This is a genomic window from Pseudophaeobacter sp. A-200-2, assembly GCF_041008815.1.
GTDB classification, from domain to species: Bacteria; Pseudomonadota; Alphaproteobacteria; order Rhodobacterales; family Rhodobacteraceae; genus Phycobacter; species Phycobacter gallaeciensis_A.
On the sequence record NZ_JAXGFU010000014.1, the window covers coordinates 1 to 17,861 of the forward strand.

14 protein-coding genes and 1 tRNA gene are annotated in these 17,861 nt (G+C 60.2%); 4 read left to right on the plus strand and 11 right to left on the minus strand.

Translation table 11 applies throughout. The annotated features are described in order from the left end of the window. From SM766_RS18460 to SM766_RS18485, 6 genes are all read right to left on the minus strand, one after another. On the minus strand, window positions 1–211 hold a 211-nt coding region (locus SM766_RS18460), incomplete at its 3' end, for an adenine nucleotide alpha hydrolase family protein (RefSeq protein ID WP_490363372.1). Further along, a complete protein-coding gene (locus tag SM766_RS18465) occupies window positions 211–969 on the minus strand; it encodes an electron transfer flavoprotein subunit beta/FixA family protein (RefSeq protein WP_368948734.1) in 759 nt (252 codons plus the stop codon). The genes SM766_RS18465 and SM766_RS18460, both read right to left, overlap by 1 nt. A gap of 268 nt (window positions 970–1,237) precedes the next feature. Next, window positions 1,238–1,810, minus strand: coding sequence for a cob(I)yrinic acid a,c-diamide adenosyltransferase (locus tag SM766_RS18470; RefSeq protein ID WP_274834407.1), 573 nt, complete (start codon window positions 1,808–1,810; stop codon window positions 1,238–1,240). Between the two features lie 6 nt (window positions 1,811–1,816). Continuing rightward, window positions 1,817–2,020 carry a twin transmembrane helix small protein gene (locus SM766_RS18475; RefSeq protein WP_274834408.1) on the minus strand — a complete coding sequence of 68 codons (204 nt, stop codon included), beginning with the start codon at window positions 2,018–2,020 and terminating at the stop codon, window positions 1,817–1,819. Window positions 2,021–2,091: 71 nt separating this feature from the next. After that, window positions 2,092–2,922, minus strand: coding sequence for an SDR family NAD(P)-dependent oxidoreductase (locus tag SM766_RS18480; RefSeq protein WP_368948735.1), 831 nt, complete (start codon window positions 2,920–2,922; stop codon window positions 2,092–2,094). 45 nt (window positions 2,923–2,967) lie between these two features. Continuing rightward, the gene (locus SM766_RS18485; protein ID WP_368948736.1) at window positions 2,968–3,756 is read right to left on the minus strand and encodes an SH3 domain-containing protein; all 789 of its coding nucleotides are present in this window, start codon (window positions 3,754–3,756) and stop codon (window positions 2,968–2,970) included. A gap of 281 nt (window positions 3,757–4,037) precedes the next feature. Between SM766_RS18485 and SM766_RS18490 the strand changes: the two genes are divergently transcribed. The 3 genes from SM766_RS18490 to tuf all read left to right on the plus strand — a co-directional run bounded on the left by SM766_RS18490 (window position 4,038) and on the right by tuf (window position 8,426). Beyond that, a complete protein-coding gene (locus SM766_RS18490) occupies window positions 4,038–6,386 on the plus strand; it encodes a DNA topoisomerase IV subunit A (RefSeq protein WP_368948738.1) in 2,349 nt (782 codons plus the stop codon). A 139-nt stretch (window positions 6,387–6,525) separates the two neighbouring features. Continuing rightward, window positions 6,526–7,080, plus strand: a complete 555-nt coding sequence (locus SM766_RS18495) for a hypothetical protein (RefSeq protein WP_368948739.1) — start codon at window positions 6,526–6,528, stop codon at window positions 7,078–7,080. A gap of 170 nt (window positions 7,081–7,250) precedes the next feature. Further along, window positions 7,251–8,426 (plus strand): elongation factor Tu, encoded by a 1,176-nt coding sequence (gene tuf / locus SM766_RS18500; RefSeq protein WP_065271478.1) that lies wholly within the window; start codon window positions 7,251–7,253, stop codon window positions 8,424–8,426. 219 nt (window positions 8,427–8,645) lie between these two features. Here the strand turns inward: tuf and SM766_RS18505 are convergent, their stop codons facing one another. Further along, window positions 8,646–9,350: a lysophospholipid acyltransferase family protein gene (locus SM766_RS18505; RefSeq protein WP_368948740.1), complete on the minus strand. Its 705-nt coding sequence runs from the start codon at window positions 9,348–9,350 to the stop codon at window positions 8,646–8,648. Between the two features lie 184 nt (window positions 9,351–9,534). Here SM766_RS18505 and SM766_RS18510 point away from each other — a divergent pair. After that, window positions 9,535–9,610: transfer RNA gene (locus SM766_RS18510), tRNA-Trp, on the plus strand. Between the two features lie 204 nt (window positions 9,611–9,814). Here the strand turns inward: SM766_RS18510 and SM766_RS18515 are convergent. From SM766_RS18515 to SM766_RS18530, 4 genes are all read right to left on the minus strand, one after another. Next, window positions 9,815–12,478, minus strand: coding sequence for a methyl-accepting chemotaxis protein (locus SM766_RS18515; RefSeq protein ID WP_368948741.1), 2,664 nt, complete (start codon window positions 12,476–12,478; stop codon window positions 9,815–9,817). 92 nt (window positions 12,479–12,570) lie between these two features. Continuing rightward, window positions 12,571–13,731: an ABC transporter substrate-binding protein gene (locus SM766_RS18520; RefSeq protein ID WP_368948742.1), complete on the minus strand. Its 1,161-nt coding sequence runs from the start codon at window positions 13,729–13,731 to the stop codon at window positions 12,571–12,573. 648 nt (window positions 13,732–14,379) lie between these two features. Continuing rightward, complete coding sequence (locus tag SM766_RS18525) at window positions 14,380–14,739, minus strand: CopD family protein (protein WP_368948743.1); 360 nt, start codon at window positions 14,737–14,739, stop codon at window positions 14,380–14,382. 862 nt (window positions 14,740–15,601) lie between these two features. Beyond that, window positions 15,602–17,791 (minus strand): O-linked N-acetylglucosamine transferase, SPINDLY family protein, encoded by a 2,190-nt coding sequence (locus tag SM766_RS18530; RefSeq protein ID WP_368948744.1) that lies wholly within the window; start codon window positions 17,789–17,791, stop codon window positions 15,602–15,604. Between the last annotated feature and the right edge of the window lie 70 nt (window positions 17,792–17,861).

Genomic DNA, 17,861 nt, shown 5'->3' on the forward strand with positions numbered 1-17,861 from the left:
CGGCCAGGCGGTGACCCAGCGAGGCATCCTCGGCGACCAGCACCTTGGCCACGCCGTCGATCTTGGCAGCAGCGTCGCCTGCGGCAGCAGCCGATGCACCGGCACAAAGCACGGTCACATCACCCAGCGCCTTGGAGGCGGAGACAGCCTTGGCGGTGGCGTCCATCGCCAGTTCGCCATTGTTCACTTCAGCAAGGAGAAGAACAGCCATTACACAGCCCCCGCTTCTTTGAGTTTTGCAACCAGTTCGTCAACCGAACCGACCATGATGCCAGCCGAGCGGGCCTGCGGTTCGGTGGTGGAGACGATCTCGAGACGCGGGGAGACATCGACGCCGTAATCGGCAGCGGTTTTCTCGTCCAGCGGCTTTTTCTTCGCTTTCATGATGTTCGGCAGCGAGGCATAGCGCGGCTCGTTGAGGCGCAGGTCCACGGTGACGATGGCGGGCATCTTGACAGAGATGGTCTGCAGACCGCCGTCTACCTCGCGGGTGACCTTGGCGGTGTCGCCGTCGATGTCGACTTCGGAGGCAAAGGTGCCCTGCGACCAACCCAGCAGTGCGGACAGCATCTGACCGGTGGCGTTCATGTCGTTGTCGATCGCCTGCTTGCCTGCGAGCACCAGACCGGGCTGCTCTTCCTCGACGACCTTGGCGAGGATCTTGGCCACGGCCAGCGGTTCGATATCGGTGTGCACGTCATCGGCGGCGACAACCAGGATGGCGCGGTCTGCGCCCATGGCCAGCGCGGTGCGCAGGGTTTCCTGTGCCTGTTTTACGCCGATCGAGACCGCAACGACCTCATCCGCCTTACCGGCTTCTTTCAGGCGAATGGCCTCTTCGACGGCGATTTCGTCAAAGGGGTTCATCGACATTTTGACGTTGGCGAGATCGACACCGCTTCCGTCCGCTTTGACGCGGACCTTCACGTTATAGTCAATCACGCGTTTGACAGGCACGAGTACCTTCATTTTGCGTTCTCTCCTTAACAAACGGCCTGCCGTGGGGACGGCGGGCCTCCATGCTCTCGCGCCGTTGATACCGGGTCAGTGGTGCGGGCAACAGTGAAAAATCGTCATGTTAGCGGCCCCGGACGTCGCGTCCGCGTGTTTGGCGCATCATTTTTGCAAGAATGTTTCGCAAGCGCCCCTGCCTGCCGCCACGGCAGATTTCCACCCCGGCGTTGTCGCCGGGGCATGTCTTGGGCCCCTGCGATTCGCAGAGGCGATGATCCGGGGGTCAGCGGTTGGCGCCCGGAACCCAGAGCACATCCAGATCGCCATTGTCATTGGCGGCGCGGGAGGCGACGAAAAACCAGTCGGACAGGCGGTTGAGATATTTGACCGCTGCCGGATTCACGTCTTCTTCGGTGGCAAGCTCGGTGGCCAGGCGTTCAGCGCGGCGCGCCACGGTGCGGCAGACGTGCAGATGGGCAGCCAGTTTCGACCCGCCTGGCAAAACAAAACTGCGCAGCGGCGCCAGCTCTTTGTTCATCACATCGATCTCGGCTTCGAGCCGGTCGACCTGACTGGGCACCATGCGCAGCGGCGGGTATTCCGATTCGCCGTCCTTATCCATGTCCGGGCGGCAAAGGTCGGCCCCCAGATCGAAAAGGTCGTTCTGGATGCGGGCAAGGGCGGCATCCATTTCACCTGAGGCCTCAAGACGGGCAACGCCGACAAAGGCGTTCAACTCGTCCGAGGTGCCATAGGCGGTGACCCGGGCCGAATGTTTCGCAACCCGGTCACCATTGCCCAGAGCCGTATCGCCCTTGTCACCGGTGCGGGTGTAAATCTTGTTCAGAACAACCATGATTTCTTAAACTCCCTGATTGCGCAGGTAGACATAGGCGGCCACCAGTACAACGGCAATGAACTGGAACAGCAGCCGGAGGCGCATCATCTTGTTGCCATACTTGTGGTTGAAGGCGCCGCCTTTACCAAAGCCACCAAGGCCGATCACCAGAACGATCACCACGGCCGCCATGGCCAGGATGGCCAGAATATAGAGCGGATCACCCATTGCTCTTGCTCCTTCGCATTTGCGTTGCCCCGGTCTATCGCCTGCATGGGCGGATGGCGACCGCGAATCCGCTATCTAAGCCGCGCCAGGATGCGGTCAATTGACCGGGTTGGCAAAATCCGGCGCAGGAAGCCCGCGATATGGGTCGGCGTGGTTACGTAATAGCGCGGGCTGGGGCGAGGCGACTCGCAGGCATGGATCAGTTTCGCCGTCACCGCCGAGGCTGGGAGTTCGAACCGGTCGGGGCCTTTGCTTTCGTAAAGCCGTTTCAGCAGGCTCTCCTCATAACGGGCGCGCAGGGGTGAGGCGCGCCAATCCACGTAGCGTTCGAAATGCGGGATAGAGTTTTCGCGAATCTTCGATGTCACCGGGCCGGGCTCGATCAGGATCACATGGATGTTGGTGTCCGTCAGTTCGATCCGGAGCGTATCCGTCAGCCCTTCGATGGCGTATTTGGTTGCCACATAGGCGCCGCGCCACGGGAAGGTCACCAGACCCAGAATGGACGAGTTCTGCACGATGCGCCCATGGCCTTGCGCCCGCATCACCGGCAGCACCTGACGTGTCAGCTCGTGCCAGCCGAAGAAATTGCTTTCGAAGATGTCACGCAACGCCTCGGTCGGCAGATCCTCGACTGCGCCGGGCAGCCCGTGCGCGCCGTTGTTGAACAGCACATCAAGGCCCCCGCCGGTTGCGGTCAGCACCTGCTTCAGCCCGTCCGTGATGGTGTCTGGCCGGGTGTAGTCGATCAGCGGGCTGTCAAAACCTTCATCGCGCATCCGGTCGCAGTCTTGCTGCTGGCGGCAGGAGGCAAAGACCCGCCAGCCGCGATCCCGCATGCCGCGCGCCGCATCCAGTCCGATGCCCGAAGAACAGCCCGTAATCAGGATGGTTTTTTGCATATTGCCCCCGTTGCATCTGCGCGGGGGATACCCGCGCCAGCGCAGTTATGGGGCCTTTTGACTGACCAGTGAAGCGGCGATCCAGCCAAAATGTTCATTGTCCGGGGTGCGCAGATGCAGCCAGCCGGTGCCGCTGTCCCCGATCACGATCACTTCGTCCCCGGCCAGCAGGCGGGTGATGATCGGATAGGCGGTGCCCGGCCCCTGCCGCATATTGACCCGCGCGGCCCGGATGCTGCGTTTGTCCGTTTCGGGGTCTTCCGTCAGCCCAGGGGCAAGCAAAGCCGTGCCTGTCGCCGGGGGGTGGTTGGTGGCGGCCGCCAAAGGTGCCTGAGTTGTGCCCAGACCTTGCAAGCTGAGTTGCATCCCGCCGCCAAGGCCCTCTTCAAGCGAGGCAAGTTGCATTCCTCCGGTGTCCAGGCCGGCGGAGATCACCCGCGCCGCAGAGGTCCGGGATGTAACGGATGGTGTGGTGCCCGGGGGGCTGGCGGTCTCGCGGGGGGAGGTGGCGCTTAACGCGGCTGTGCCATCCTTGGCAGCGGCGGTCTCGGTCTCTTGGGCGCCCTGATTGGGGGATAGGCCCTGCTGGCCAGCGGCACGTGCCTGCGCCAGGGCCTTGTGTCGCTGATCAAGAGACGTCCGGGTCACCAGAGAGCTTGCGGTGACGGTTATCTCATTGCGGGGTGTTGCGGGTTTGGCCGGGCTGTCTGCGGGGTCCGTGGCCGCGCTCTTTTCCACCACAGGCCGTTGCGGCGGCGTAAAATCCGCCCCGCCGCTGAGCTCATAGAACCCCCAGCCAAGGAAGGCAAAAGACGCCAGAACAAAGCGCGACATGGCGTGGTCCCCCGGAAAATAGCAATATTTAACGACAGCCCGAGGCAGATGCCCCTGCGGCATCGTTCGTGGGCGGTGGCGGCCGAATCTTGCTGTTCGACCCTGTGGCACTGACGCCAGAACATTAGGCTGCGCGGGTTTAAGCCTAGGTGAAAAAGGATCGTAAACACAGGGGAGAGTCCGATTTCTTCTCCCCCAAGTGGTGCCAAGGGGGAAAATCCGGGCTGGGGGAGGACAACGCGCCGCTTTACCGCGGCACATGGGGGCAGTATTACCACGGAATGAGTGACTTGGTAGAAGACCCCGACCTCCCCTCCGCGCCGCAGAACGGCGAAGTGCTGGAACCGCTGCGCCGCGCCATTGGCGAGCGTTACCTGACCTATGCGCTGAGCACGATCATGCACCGGGCGCTGCCCGATGCGCGTGACGGGCTGAAGCCGGTGCATCGGCGCATTCTTTATGCGATGAACCGGTTGCGGTTGAATTCGACTGGAGGCTTTCTGAAATCGGCGAAGATTTCCGGCGACACCATGGGGGATTTCCACCCCCACGGCGACGCGGCGATCTATGATGCGATGGCGCGTCTGGCGCAGGATTTCAACGTCCGCTACCCGCTTGTCGACGGTCAGGGCAACTTCGGCAATATCGATGGGGATAACCCGGCGGCCTCGCGCTATACCGAGGCGCGCATGACCTTTGTCGCCGAGGCGATGCTGGATGGTCTGAACGAGGACGCCGTCGATTTCCGCGACAACTACGATGGCCGCCTGACCGAACCGGCGGTGCTGCCCGCGACCTTTCCGAACATTCTGGCCAATGGGGCCAGCGGTATTGCGGTGGGCATGGCGACCAATATTCCGCCGCATAACATTGCCGAGCTGATCGACGCCTGTATCCACTTGATCAAGGCGCCCGGCGCCGATGATGATACCCTGTTGAAATACGTGCCGGGGCCGGATTTCCCGACTGGCGGGGTGATCGTCGAGCCACAGGAAAACATCGCTAAGGCCTATCGCACCGGGCGTGGCTCCTTCCGGCTGCGCGCCACCCACGAGGTCGAGGACCTTGGCCGGGGTCAGTGGCAGATCGTGGTCACCGAAATTCCTTATCAGGTCCAGAAATCTAAGCTAATCGAAAAGATCGCCGAGCTGATCCAGACCAAGAAGGTGCCGATTCTCGGCGATGTGCGGGACGAGAGCGCCGATGACATCCGCATCGTGCTGGAGCCGCGCTCCAAGAACGTCGACCCGGATGTGCTGATGGGCATGCTTTACCGCAACTCCGATCTGGAACTGCGCTTTTCGCTCAACATGAACGTGCTGATCGACGGGGTCACGCCCAAGGTCTGCTCGATGAAAGAGGTGCTGCGCGCCTTCCTTGATCACCGCCGCGACGTGCTGCAGCGCCGCTCGCGCCATCGGATGGCCAAGATCGACCACCGGCTGGAGGTTCTGGACGGTTTCATCATCGCCTTCCTCAACCTCGATCGGGTGATCGACATCATCCGCTATGATGAGGACCCCAAGGCCGCTCTGATGCGGGAGGATTGGTCGAAGGATCACCCGCGCGCCTATGACGAGGCGGACTACAAAACACCCGGTGCGGGCACCGGAGAGCTGTCCGAGGTTCAGGCCGAGGCGATTCTCAACATGCGGCTGCGCTCTTTGCGGAAGCTGGAAGAGATCGAACTGACCCGCGAACGCGACGCCCTGCGCGAGGAACGTGCCGGGCTGGTGGAATTGCTGGGGTCGGAAGAGCTGCAATGGACCCGGATCACCGAACAACTGCGGGAAACCAAAAAGCAGTTCGGCAAGAACTACGAAGGCGGCGCCCGCCGCACCCGGTTCGCTGAGGCGGGTGAGGTCGAAGAGGTGCCGCTGGAGGCGATGATCGACCGCGAACCGATCACCGTGGTCTGCTCGCAGATGGGCTGGATCAGGGCGATGACCGGTCACATCGACCTGAAGCGCGAGCTGAAGTTCAAGGACGGCGACGGGCCGCGTTTCATCTTCCACGCGGAAACCACCGATCGGCTGCTGGTCTTTGGCAGCAACGGGCGATTCTATACGGTCAGCGCCGCAACGCTGCCCGGTGGCCGCGGCATGGGGGAACCGGTGCGCCTGATGGTGGACCTGCCCAACGAGGTTGAGATCGTCGATATCCTGATCCACAACCCCGAAGGACGGCTGCTGGTCGCCTCTTCTGCGGGCAACGGGTTCATCTGCGCCGAAAAGGACATCGTGGCGCAGACGCGTGGCGGCAAGCAGGTGCTGAACGTCAAGGAGGACGAACAGGCGCGAATCTGTGTGCCGGTGACTGGCGATCACGTGGCTGTGGTTTCGGAAAACGGCAAGTTCCTGGTCTTCTCGGTCGAGGAAATGCCAGAACTGTCCCGTGGCAAGGGCGTGCGTCTGCAAAAGTACAATATGGCGCGCGGCAAGCAGGGCTCGCTGGAGTTGGATGGTGGTCTTAGCGATGTCACCACCTTCAACTGGGATGATGGCCTGACATGGGAAATGGGCGGCGGCAAGACCCGCCATGAAACGGACCTGAGCCAATGGCTGGGCAAACGCGCCGGTGTCGGCAAGCGTCCGCCCTATGGCTTCCCGCGGAATTATAAATTCAAGTGATGGTGCGGGGCGCGGAAAATCTGTGCCCCCTTTGCCACCTGCCGTCGGTGTTGCTGACGCGCGTCTTTACCGGCGCGCGCGGCTCTGCCTATCTGTGCGCGACCGGCCTCATACACCAGCTTCATACAAGGGAAATGGAATGACCCGACTTCTTGCCTTTCTGGGCCTTTTTGCGCTGCTTTCGGCCTGCACTGAAACGCTGTTGGACGAACCACCCGAGGATCTGGGTGCCTTCCGGGTGCGGGTTGCCCATGTTTATGCCGAAAAAGCGCTTAAATGGCCGATGTCCCGTGCTGCGGAGCAATCGGAGTGGATCGAGCCGATGAAAACAGCGCTGGAAGCCCGCCTGCGCCGCTATGACGGGCCGCAGGAGTACGACGTTGCCGTGACCCTTGAGGGCTTCATGCTGGCGCCGCCGGGGGTGCCGGTGCTGTTCAATCCCAAAAGCGTCGCGGTTGTGAATGTCTTTGTCTACGACGTGGAAAAGGAAGAGTTCCTTGCCGACAAGCATCAGATGGAGATCTTCGAGGACACCACAGGCGAAAGCGCGATTGTCGGCTCGGGCCACAGCCGGACCAAGGAAGAACAGATCGCCGGATTGTCGCTGAATATCGCCGATGCGGTGGAAGAATGGATGGCCGAACAGCACAAGGAAAACGGCTGGTTCGATCTGCGGGCCGAGGCCGCCGAGTAGGGCATTGCCCCGCTCCGGGGTGCGAAACCACATCAATCCGGACGAAGTTTGCCAAATCCACGACTGTCAAGCAGGAACGGGTTGATTTTTGCGCGTAAACCAAATAATCGGCGCGCGCAGAGGAAACCGGGTCGCATAGGGACCCCACATTTCAAAAGGGCGCCAAGAGAATGGCTAAGGAAAAGTTTGAGCGTAATAAACCGCACGTCAACATCGGCACCGTTGGCCACGTTGACCACGGCAAAACCACGCTGACCGCAGCGATCACCAAATACTTCGGTGACTTCAAAGCCTACGACCAGATCGACGGCGCACCGGAAGAAAAAGCCCGCGGCATCACCATCTCGACCGCCCACGTGGAATACGAGACCGAGAACCGCCACTACGCACACGTCGACTGCCCCGGCCACGCTGACTATGTGAAGAACATGATCACCGGTGCGGCGCAGATGGACGGCGCGATCCTGGTTGTGAACGCAGCTGACGGCCCGATGCCCCAGACCCGCGAGCACATCCTGCTGGCGCGTCAGGTTGGCGTTCCGGCGCTGGTCGTGTTCATGAACAAGGTTGACCAGGTCGACGACGAAGAGCTGCTCGAGCTCGTCGAGATGGAAATCCGCGAACTGCTGTCGTCCTACGACTTCCCGGGCGACGATATCCCGATCATCGCAGGTTCCGCTCTGGCGGCGATGGAAGGCCGTGACCCGGAAATCGGCGAAAACAAAATCAAGGAACTGATGGCGGCTGTGGATGAGTACATCCCGACCCCCGAGCGTGCCGTTGACCTGCCGTTCCTGATGCCGATCGAAGACGTGTTCTCGATCTCCGGTCGTGGTACCGTTGTGACCGGCCGTGTTGAGCGTGGCGTGATCAACGTTGGCGACGAAATCGAAATCGTCGGCATCCACGACACCAAGAAAACCACCTGCACCGGTGTTGAGATGTTCCGCAAGCTGCTGGACCGCGGCGAAGCCGGCGACAACATCGGCGCGCTGCTGCGTGGCGTTGACCGTGACGGCGTTGAGCGTGGTCAGGTTCTGTGTAAGCCGGGCTCCGTGACCCCGCACACCAAATTCGAGGCAGAAGCATATATTCTGACCAAAGAAGAAGGTGGCCGTCACACCCCGTTCTTTGCGAACTACCGTCCGCAGTTCTACTTCCGGACCACCGACGTGACCGGCACCGTGACCCTGCCGGAAGGCACCGAGATGGTGATGCCGGGCGACAACCTGAAGTTCGAAGTTGAACTGATCGCCCCGATCGCGATGGAAGACGGTCTGCGTTTCGCCATCCGCGAAGGCGGCCGCACCGTCGGCGCTGGCGTTGTTTCCAAAATCATCGAGTAATTCGCACTCGCGAATGATCAAACGGAAAGGGCGCCCCAGTGGCGCCCTTTTTGTTTGAACGCGATGATCTCGAGACGCACCAAAAAGACTGTGTCGAAGATCATCGAGCAACCAGGTCTCCTGATTGCGGATGGAAAGGGCCTCCTTCGGGAGGCCCTTTTTCTATGTGCACAAAGCTGAGCAGGGCAGGCGCCGCTTTGCCAATGGAGCCGTTTGGCCTCAGGCAGATTTGATCGGATCAGGCGCGCGCCCGGCGGCGTGGTCCGCCTTGTCGGTGATCTGGTCCAGAGCCTGCTCAAGGCTTTGCCTCAGGGCCTCTGCTTCGTCGTCTGTCGGTTTCTTAGGAACGGTTTCCTGCCATTCCTGACAGATCAGCACACCGCGGGAAAACGGTAGCGGCAGCATCTGCTTGTCCCAGGTGGGCAGCTTCAGGACCTTCTTTTCCGCAAAGGCCACGGTGAAAACACGGCAGCCGGTCATGCGGGCCCAGGTGATCGGCACGCCCGAGGAAATCCTGGCAGGACCGCGCGGCCCGTCGGCGGCGATCCCGATGGAACAGCCTTCCTTGGTGCGGCGCAGCACCTCCCGCGACAGGGCAACGTGGCGCTTGTGGCTGGACATCGGGATTGTCTCGAAACCAAGCCGAACCAGGATTTGCCCGGCCAGCCGCCCGGCCCGCGCCGCCGAGGTCAGGGCGCAGATGCGCCCCAAAGAGGTATCGAACAGGTAGGGCGCCATGATCAGCCGCTGATGCCACAGAACAAATATGACCGGCTCGCCGCGTTTGACGCAGGCGTCCATCTCCTCGAAGCCGCTGCGTTGCCAGCGCGAGGTGCGATAGGCGAATCGGACGTAGGCGGCGAACAGCCCCTCAATGGTGCGGTTGAAGCGCGGGCTGTCTGCGATGCGTTTTCTCAGGCTCACGGCAGGGTCCTTTTGGCTCTGTCATAAAGCACCGGATGGCCCGCTGCCACCCCACAGGGCATGACAAGGCCTGTATGCGGGCGTGACAGCAAAGGGAGAGGAAGAGGAGAAGGACTTTCCCCGCATTTCCGGCCATTTCCCTCTTGCCTCCTGTGCGGTGGTGGCTTAGGAACTGCCGCACCGTAGGGGTATAGCTCAGTTGGTAGAGCGACGGTCTCCAAAACCGTAGGTCGCGGGTTCGAACCCTGCTGCCCCTGCCATTCAAATCTCTCAAAAAAATTCTGGGCATGACGAAGAGTGGACGCTTGGTCGTTCGTTTAAGAATTTTGCTCTTTGGGGCGTTTCCCATCGGTGTGGTTTCAGCCACCTACGCTTCTCCCCTCGGTTCTTACTCATAAGGGATTTCTTCCCGCGAAATGGAAACAGCCCCGGAGGGATCCGGGGCTGCTCGGGAGAAGCGTGTCTCAGGCGGACTGGGCCATGGGCCATTCGTCCGGAGGAACCTCTCGGAGTTCCAGGATATCACCGGCCACATGCGCTGAAGAAGACACCGTGAACCCGCCCATCAGCGTTGCCAGTTTTTCGGCATCGCTGCTGAGCAAGTGGCCCGCTGCGTTGGTTTGTTCGACCATGGCCGCGTTCTGCTGGGTGACCTGATCCAGTTGGGACACCGCGATGTTGGCTTCGGACAGTCCAGTCGCCTGTTCGCTGGTGCCGTCCGCAATATTGCCAACGAGGCTGGAGATATACGAGACCCGGTCGACAATGCTCCTGAGAGCTTGCCCGGCTTGGTCAACCAGTTTGACCCCAAGCCCGACCTGTTCGGTGCTTTTGGTAATCAAAACCTTGATCTCATGAGCCGCATCGGCGGTCCGCTGGGACAGGCTGCGGACCTCAGATGCCACCACCGCGAAGCCCTTGCCGGCATCACCCGCGCGTGCAGCTTCGACCCCCGCGTTCAGCGCCAGCAGGTTGGTTTGGAAGGCGATATCGTCGATCACGCCGATGATCTGGGCAATCTGGTCAGAGCTATCCGCGATATCTTTCATCGCCTTGACTGTGTTTTCCACGACTTCACCGCTGTCGGTTGCCTCTCTCCGGGCATCCTGCGTTGTCGTGGCTGCATCCCGTGCGCCATCGGCGGCAGAGCGGACGCTGGCCGTTAATTCCTCAAGCGCGGCTGCGGTTTCTTCCAGAGTTGCAGCCTGGCTTTCGGTACGGTGCGAGAGATCGTCCGAGGCCTGGCTGATTTCGCTGGACCCATTGCGGATCGATTCCGCTACGGCGACCACATCCACCACCGTTAGGTTGAGCGTCTCGGCGGTTCTGTTGAAATCGTCCTTAAGCTGGGCATAGCCATCGGTCAGTTCCTCTTCGATCCGATAGGTCAGATCACCACGCGACAGATTCGCAAGCCCGGTGCCCACCGCGTTCACGGCTGCGGTCTGTTGGGCCTGGTTCGCCGCGCGCTCTTCCGCTGCAACGCGTTCGATTTCCTCTTTTTCGACCAATCCATCCCGGAACACTTTCAACGCCCCGGCGATGCGGGCGATTTCGTCGCTGGCGCGGTCGAAACCCGTGACCGGGCTCATATCGCCCTGCGACAGCCGTTCGGTTGTCAGGCTGATCCGGTTGAGGGGACGCACGATCAGCAGGTGATTGAGTACCAGCACGCAGGACACGAAGGCCGCGCCCATCCAGGCGAGAGTCACCAGGTTGCTTTTCACCTCAGTCGAATCCTCGGCGATATTGACCGCCCGATCCGTGATCGCGTCTTGGCTGGCGCGGCCCCTTAGCGAGGCGAGACCGGCAATTTCCAGCACCGCCTTGGCAGTGTCATCTGCCGCCTGAACCGCAGTGCCATCGGCAAGCAGTGACTGAATGCGGAAATGGGCGAGGCCAGTGTCGGGCGCTGCCATCGCGGCAAGACCGTCCAGCCCAGCAGCAAGGATGCCGTCGCCGAAGTCCCGGTATCCGGCCAGAGCCGTGGCGGCTCCGGACAACGCCTTCTGGCTGGCCTTCGCCTGCTCGACGGTGGCAGAGGTCGCGATCTTCAGGGCTTCGATCTGGAAGGCGCCCAGTTTGGCGTTGATTTCCAGCAGCGTGTTCATGAAGGCGACCTCGTTGTCCAGAAGGCTCTGGATGGTGTCGCGGTTGTTGGTGCTGGCATCTTCGGCGGCGATGGTCAGCTCAAAGACCATGTCATCCACAGCAGAGGCTAGGGCGACGTCAGCGGACTGGCGCGCCTCTAGCACTGCGTCGCGTTCGACCTGCCGAAAGGTGCCTGCGGCAGCGATTGCTGTGTTCAGCGTACTCAGGACGCTATCGAGCTCTTCCACGACGGAGAGGCCATTTTCCGATCCCTTGAGAACCTCTATCGATCCGGTGAGCCGGTCGTTCGAGGACACCGCGATATCCCGGATGATCGACACCATGGCGCTGTCCCGGGTCGTGGTTAGGGCCAGGGCTGCGCCGGACATCAGGTTGATTTCGGCACGAATTTCCAACAGGGACTGAAGCGTGGCAAACTTGTTCTCGACCAGATCGAACATGGTCTCCTCGATCGAGGAGATCGTGTCTTCGCCATTGATCGAGATATCGAAGTAGGCATTGTCTGCCGTCTCAAGCAAAACCACCTGCAGCTCGGCGGCGATGTTTTGCAATTCCTTGGTCATAGTGGCAAAGCGGTCGGAGTATTCAAAAACATTCTCGCGGGCCTCAATGGAAGTCAGCAGGGTGCCTTCGACCTGGCTGCGGGCGGTCTCGAATTCTTCCTGGGCCTCTGGCGGCAGGGCTGCGATCGAGGTCTGCAGGCCGCTCAGAGATGTCTCGACCTCGGAGGCCGCCGACGAGAGGGCAGCGATGTTTTGCGCGATCATCACACCGACCATGGCATCTTTGGTTTTGGACGCGGCCGCAATCAGCCCGTTGCTTTGCGCCAGCGTCGGCAAATCGTCGGAGGTCATTTCCGCGACGCTGGCCGAAACACGGTCGAACGACTGATAGATAAGATATCCTGCGCCGCCGGTCACGACTGTGAAGGTCAGCAGGATGAACGTGATTTTGCCCCGAATACTCGACAGCACGTTCAGACGGCGTAAGAGGGTGGATCCCAGTTCCCGGATCATGATGACACCTTTGCGATGAAACTTTGGTCTGCGCCTGCCCGCGTATCGGGCAGGCGCCTATCTTGCGCGGTCAGAGGTCGCGCGTTTGGAGATCAGGATCCGCCGCCCGGCACGACAGGTGCAAAACCACCATCCGCGGTGATCCGGGTCAGAAAGACGTCATCCATGCCCTGGTTGTCGTCGGCGCCAAAGACCATCTTGGCGCCGCCAAGGTCCACCGTGGACAGGCCAGACAGCGCCGCCAGGAAGCTTTCGCGGGTCAGGTCCTTGCCCGCATCCTTCAGCGCCTTGATGGCGAGACGACCGACGATGTATCCTTCGAGCGATACGAAGCCCGGCTTGGCTGCGGCGTCATAGGCTTTCAAGGCTTCGGTGTATTGTGCCACTACCGGAATGGAGCTGTCCCACGGGAAGGGGACGACCTGGCTGATGATGACGCCTTCGCCTTCATCGCCCAGCTCCTGTGCCAGGGCTTCGGATCCCACAAAGGAGATGTTCACGAAGGTCGCGTCGAGCTTCAGTTTGCGCGAGAGCTTGATGAATTCCGCCACGGGTTTGTAAGCGCCAACCATGACGACCGCGTCCGGCTTTGCCTTGCGGATGGTAAGCAGGGCCTTTTTGACGGCGGTGGTGTTGCGCGTATAGGTGCCTTCCGCAGCAAGCGTCATGCCACGCTTTTCAAGGGCGGCGGTCACGCCCGCGAGGCCAACCCGGCCAAATCCATCGTCCTGATAGAGCAGTGCGATGGATTTCATTCCCTGCTGGTCGACGAGGTATTCAATCCATGCTTCGGTTTCGGTGGCATAGGTCGCGCGCACGTTGAAGATGTTGCCGTGGCTTGCATCGCGCAGGAAGCCGGCGCCGGTGAAAGGACCAATAAATGGTACATTTGCCGCGGTCGCGATCGGTTGGGTCGCAGAGGCCGTCGGGGTGCCGACAGCGCCGATCAGCCCGATGTGGTCGTTTGCATCCACCACCGATTTGACCAGCGCCGCGGAGCGATCAGGTTCATAGCCGTCATCCATACTGTCCAATGTCAGGGTCCGGCCATGCACGCCTCCTGCGGCGTTTGCCTCTTCGAACGCAGCGCTAATCCCCAGGCGCATACCTTGGCCAAGAGCCGCCGCCGGACCTTCAAAGGCCGCGACCTGGGCAAAAGAGACATTGTTCGCGGTTACCCCCTGATCTGCCTGCGCAATAAATGGCAACGCTGCAAAAGTGGCGGCTGCAAACATTGTTTTTCTGAGTGACATTTGGGAGCTCCGTTATTTCTGGTGAGGGTTCCCGATAATTAATGCGCTCGGGACTCTTAATGCTTTCGCAAAGGTGTGAAGTTTGAGGTGGAAAAATTATATTACAACTTTAATCACCTTTGAGGTGGGTATTCGCGCAGGTATCCCGTTTGAAGTGTGCTGCGAGTGTTTTTTAAGGTGCTGAATTTAAGGGAAAAAAGTCTACTAGGGTTCTTTGGCGTCGTGGGGTGAACTAGTGTTTGTTTCCCAGTAGATCAGAGCGCGATTGATTTTGGGCTCACCGTATTCGATCGCCTGCCTGATCTATTCGGCAAAGCCTTCTGTTCGTGTAAAGCAAAAAGGTGTTTCGCGGGCGAGCAGGTAACTTTCCGCTTTTATTTAGGTCTTTGAGTACACCTACTGGCCGTTTCTAAATCTTTTCCAAACCAAGTGGGGGCAAATAGGGCCGGCTCAATAACGTAGATTCACAATTTCGTGTAATGTTTTTTGGAAGGCCGATTCCTACATACAGATTTTGGATCACGTTTTTGAGAGCCCCTACATCGCGAGGCGAAACATCGGGGGCTTTCGATAGGTTTCAGCGCAAAAGAGATCCTGCACGGGGCTGAGGTTACGGGGAAACAGAATCAGTTGCTTCCCTGCATGACCTTATCCCGGCGGGCTGAGGCTATTGGTCAGATAGGCTGATGCAATCAGAATGAGGAGGATCACAAAAGCCTCTACGATGATTGAGCAGGGCAGATGGTGCACCGCGTTGCGATCGCCGCGCTGCATGGCCGGAATGAAATGCAATTTGTTTGCTGCTGCGGGGGGGGGCGAACGACCTGCGGCCAGGGCCTGCTTGCAAACAAGCGCCAAGCCATAGGAGGTGGAGAAAAGGGCGGCCAGACCTCCCAGCAGGAGCCAGGCCATGATGTGGCCGACCAGGATCAGGCGGGGCACAACGAGCGCCGCAGTCTGCCCGAACCGGTGGCTAAGCTGTGCTGAGGTTTCGAAAGATCCGGACACCGCGTCGGGTGCCACAGCGACGCAAGAATGCCGACCCAGAATGCGGCGCGGGTCAGTCGCAGGACCAACAGCGGACGCAACCAGATCTACCCAATCTCTGGCACACGGCCAATTTGGGCCGGGGACCACAATGTCATCGTGCCGCCGCCCAGTTAAACCCAGGGCTCAATGCGGGGTATGAGGGCACCTGCTAACAGGGGGCGATGCCGCCAGAGATCTGGTAGATCAGTGCATTACCCACTGGCGTCTGCCACAACAACCCGACCATTTCCGGGGCGGTCATTCCGGCATGTCACCCGTCAAGGCTACCCCACACAGGGAAAAGCAAGAAAGCGCGCCCATAAGGCCAAGGCAGGCCAGCAGGGCGGTTTGGCGCGTTTTAAAACGTGGTCAGGCGTTCGGCGGGCGCTCCGGATTGTTGGGGGAGTGATGGGCTTTTCCATGGGAGGGATTGTCAGGCCTCATCCCATTTTGGTCGTTTCGACCGTCGCGCCGTGGTCGTAGGACGGTAGTACAACGGCATGACAGGAGAACGGGAAGCGTGGATCAAGGGCGGTGTCTCCCGAGGCCGTTTCTCTAGCCGTTGGGGGTATGGATGGCGGATGGTGTGTGCCTGTAGCAATGCCTGCCCGGATGGCTCGCCATGTGCGTATGCATAGCGCCCTTCTGCCCCGTTGGGAGTAGGAAGTCCGCAAAATGCAGTGCTGAAAGCATGGACATGCGGACATCTGAGAATTCGTTGCGGTTGCGCGCAACATCGCAGGTGCTGGGCCGAAGCGCTGCGTGGATCGGCGGCACGACAAAGGCCGCAGTGGGTAACCTCTGCGGCCTATTGAATCTCTAGCAGGTTCCGGGTGTCTGATCAGGCCGCTGCACTGGCCCGCGCTTCGCTCGACAAGGTTTTGTGTTGCCGGTGGCTTGGGATGTCGACATGTGCCGGGGGCAGTCCCTGCAAGTGACGGTCAAAGATCATGTTGAAACCTTGCTCCAGATCACGGGCAAAGCTGTCCGTGTCAAAGAGAGGCGATTTCAGACGCTTGCTCATCAGCTTACCGCGCAGCGCGACCAGGGCTTCCGTATCATTGGCCAGGGTCAGAGCTTTTTCTTCGTAGTCGGCTTCGTCCTTGGCGATGAGCTCCGGCAATCCGACTGCATTGACCAAGCTGGCCCCGACGCGGGCGGCGAATTGGCGTCCGGGCATAGTCAGCACCGGCAACCCAGCCCAGAGCGCATCGCTCGCGGTGGTGTGGGCGTTGACGGCAAATGTGTCGAGGAACAGGTCTGCGGCGCGATGCCGGGCCAAGTGTTCAGCGTGCGGCATGCGGGGGGCAAAGATCAACCGGTCCGGATCGACCCCGCGTGCCTGTGCTTCGCGGCGCAGGTTTTGCTTCGAGGTTTCCCCACTGTCCAGCAGCCACAGGACGCTGCCTTCTGACTGATTTAGCAGCCGCATCCAGCTCTCGAATTCCCGGGGTGTGATTTTGTAGCTGTTGTTGAAACAGCAGAAGACGGTGCCAGTGTCAGGAAGTCCGCACTCACGCCGGGTGTACTGTTTGCCGGAAATCTCGCGATCCTGATCGTTCACCTGATAGCTGTTCGGCATCCGGATCAGATGCTCTTCGAAGAAACGCTCGCTGCCGGGGGGGCAGGTCATTGCATCGCCAATCAGGTAGTCAAAAGCGGTGGTCCCCATGGTGCCGGGATAGCCGAGATAGGACACATGAAGCGGTGCGAGGCGGTTGCCGAACAGCTCGGTTCGGGTGTCTCCGGTGAAGCCTTTCAGGTCAACCGCAATATCCAGTCCATCTGACTGGACAATATCCAGGAGCTGGCTGTCCGGTAGGCCCGCGACATTGCGGAATTGCGCAACATTGCGGGCCACGCGCTCCTGTTCACTGTCGGCAGGGGCGGCGCCATAGGAATAGACGCTGATATGGAACTGGGTGCTGTCATGACGTGAGAACAAGCCGCCCATGAGGTGCATGGTTGCGTGACTGTGAAAATCGGAGGAAAAATAGCCAATACGCAGCTTTTGGGGACGTTTGGCAACCCGCGCCGGTTTCGCTGCAGGCCGATTACCAAACCGCTCGTTAGCATAGGCCTGGGTGCGCAGGCGCAACAAATCCGGATTGTCCTCAAGGGTCATCATGATGAAGGGTGCGCAAGAGGTTCCCTGCAATCCCAGATGACGCCGGTGTTCGTTGTATTCAGTGACCCAGTTCCAGTCGTTCAGTTGTGCCATCATGTGCAGTTTCTGGACGCGGGCACGGTCGTTCCCGGGGTTTGTTTGCAACACGGCCTCGAAATTGCGGATGGCCTCATGTTGATTGCCGGCAGCCAATTCCATTTGACCCAGATTGAAGCGTGCTTCGGTCAAATCGGGGTTCAGCGTGGCGGCTTTTTCGAACAGGGTCTTGGCCTTGGCCAGATCCCCAAGGCGGCGCAGAGTGTTGGCGTGGTTGTAGATCAGGCTCGGATTATTCGGGGCCAATGAGGAAGCACGTTCAAGCAGTTGCGCGGCTTCGCCTTGCTGCCCCTGGCCTGCCAGCAGATTGGCCAGATTGTTCAAGGCGACAATGTGATCGGAATCGAGCGACAGGGCTTTTTTATAGAGGGCAATCGCATCACTCGTGCGGCCCATTCTGGCGCAGACGTCGCCCATTGCCGAATAGGTGCCCGGCGCACGCGGATTTAGCTCGCACGCCTTGTTGAGGCAGGTTGCGGCTTCATCCAGATTGCCGGAGTGGAGGTGGCATTGACCCAGTGTATCCCAAAGAAAGTGAGACTTGCGGTAAGTATTCAGGAGGGTGGCGCAGACAGAGGCCGTTTGTGGGTAGTGACCTGCTGCGAAACTGGCCGACAGTTTTTCTTTTGCGTCGGTCGGGAGTTCCTGTTCATGCTGCATCCGCTGCTGCAGGGCTTCCAGAGCCTTGCGTGCCCGCGCATTTTTGGGAAACCGGTTCAGAATATCGGTGTAGACGAGCGCTGCGTCATCCAGCTTTGCGTCGCGTTCAAGGCGCTGAGCCTCGTTCATAGAAGTTGCGATGGTCATGGCATCCTGTCTCAATTGCACGCTATGGTCAGCCTCTGCACCTTCTGGTGGCTTACGGGGCGTTGGTCCC

What these genes read in the sequence shown, in the direction of transcription:
- SM766_RS18465 (WP_368948734.1), bottom strand. Translation starts at nt 969, where the DNA reads ATGAAGGTACTCGTGCCTGTCAAACGCGTGATTGACTATAACGTGAAG.
- SM766_RS18470 (WP_274834407.1), bottom strand. Translation starts at nt 1,810, where the DNA reads ATGGTTGTTCTGAACAAGATTTACACCCGCACCGGTGACAAGGGCGAT.
- SM766_RS18475 (WP_274834408.1), bottom strand. Translation starts at nt 2,020, where the DNA reads ATGGGTGATCCGCTCTATATTCTGGCCATCCTGGCCATGGCGGCCGTG.
- SM766_RS18480 (WP_368948735.1), bottom strand. Translation starts at nt 2,922, where the DNA reads ATGCAAAAAACCATCCTGATTACGGGCTGTTCTTCGGGCATCGGACTG.
- SM766_RS18485 (WP_368948736.1), bottom strand. Translation starts at nt 3,756, where the DNA reads ATGTCGCGCTTTGTTCTGGCGTCTTTTGCCTTCCTTGGCTGGGGGTTC.
- SM766_RS18490 (WP_368948738.1), top strand. Translation starts at nt 4,038, where the DNA reads ATGAGTGACTTGGTAGAAGACCCCGACCTCCCCTCCGCGCCGCAGAAC.
- SM766_RS18495 (WP_368948739.1), top strand. Translation starts at nt 6,526, where the DNA reads ATGACCCGACTTCTTGCCTTTCTGGGCCTTTTTGCGCTGCTTTCGGCC.
- tuf (WP_065271478.1), top strand. Translation starts at nt 7,251, where the DNA reads ATGGCTAAGGAAAAGTTTGAGCGTAATAAACCGCACGTCAACATCGGC.
- SM766_RS18515 (WP_368948741.1), bottom strand. Translation starts at nt 12,478, where the DNA reads ATGATCCGGGAACTGGGATCCACCCTCTTACGCCGTCTGAACGTGCTG.
- SM766_RS18520 (WP_368948742.1), bottom strand. Translation starts at nt 13,731, where the DNA reads ATGTCACTCAGAAAAACAATGTTTGCAGCCGCCACTTTTGCAGCGTTG.
- SM766_RS18530 (WP_368948744.1), bottom strand. Translation starts at nt 17,791, where the DNA reads ATGACCATCGCAACTTCTATGAACGAGGCTCAGCGCCTTGAACGCGAC.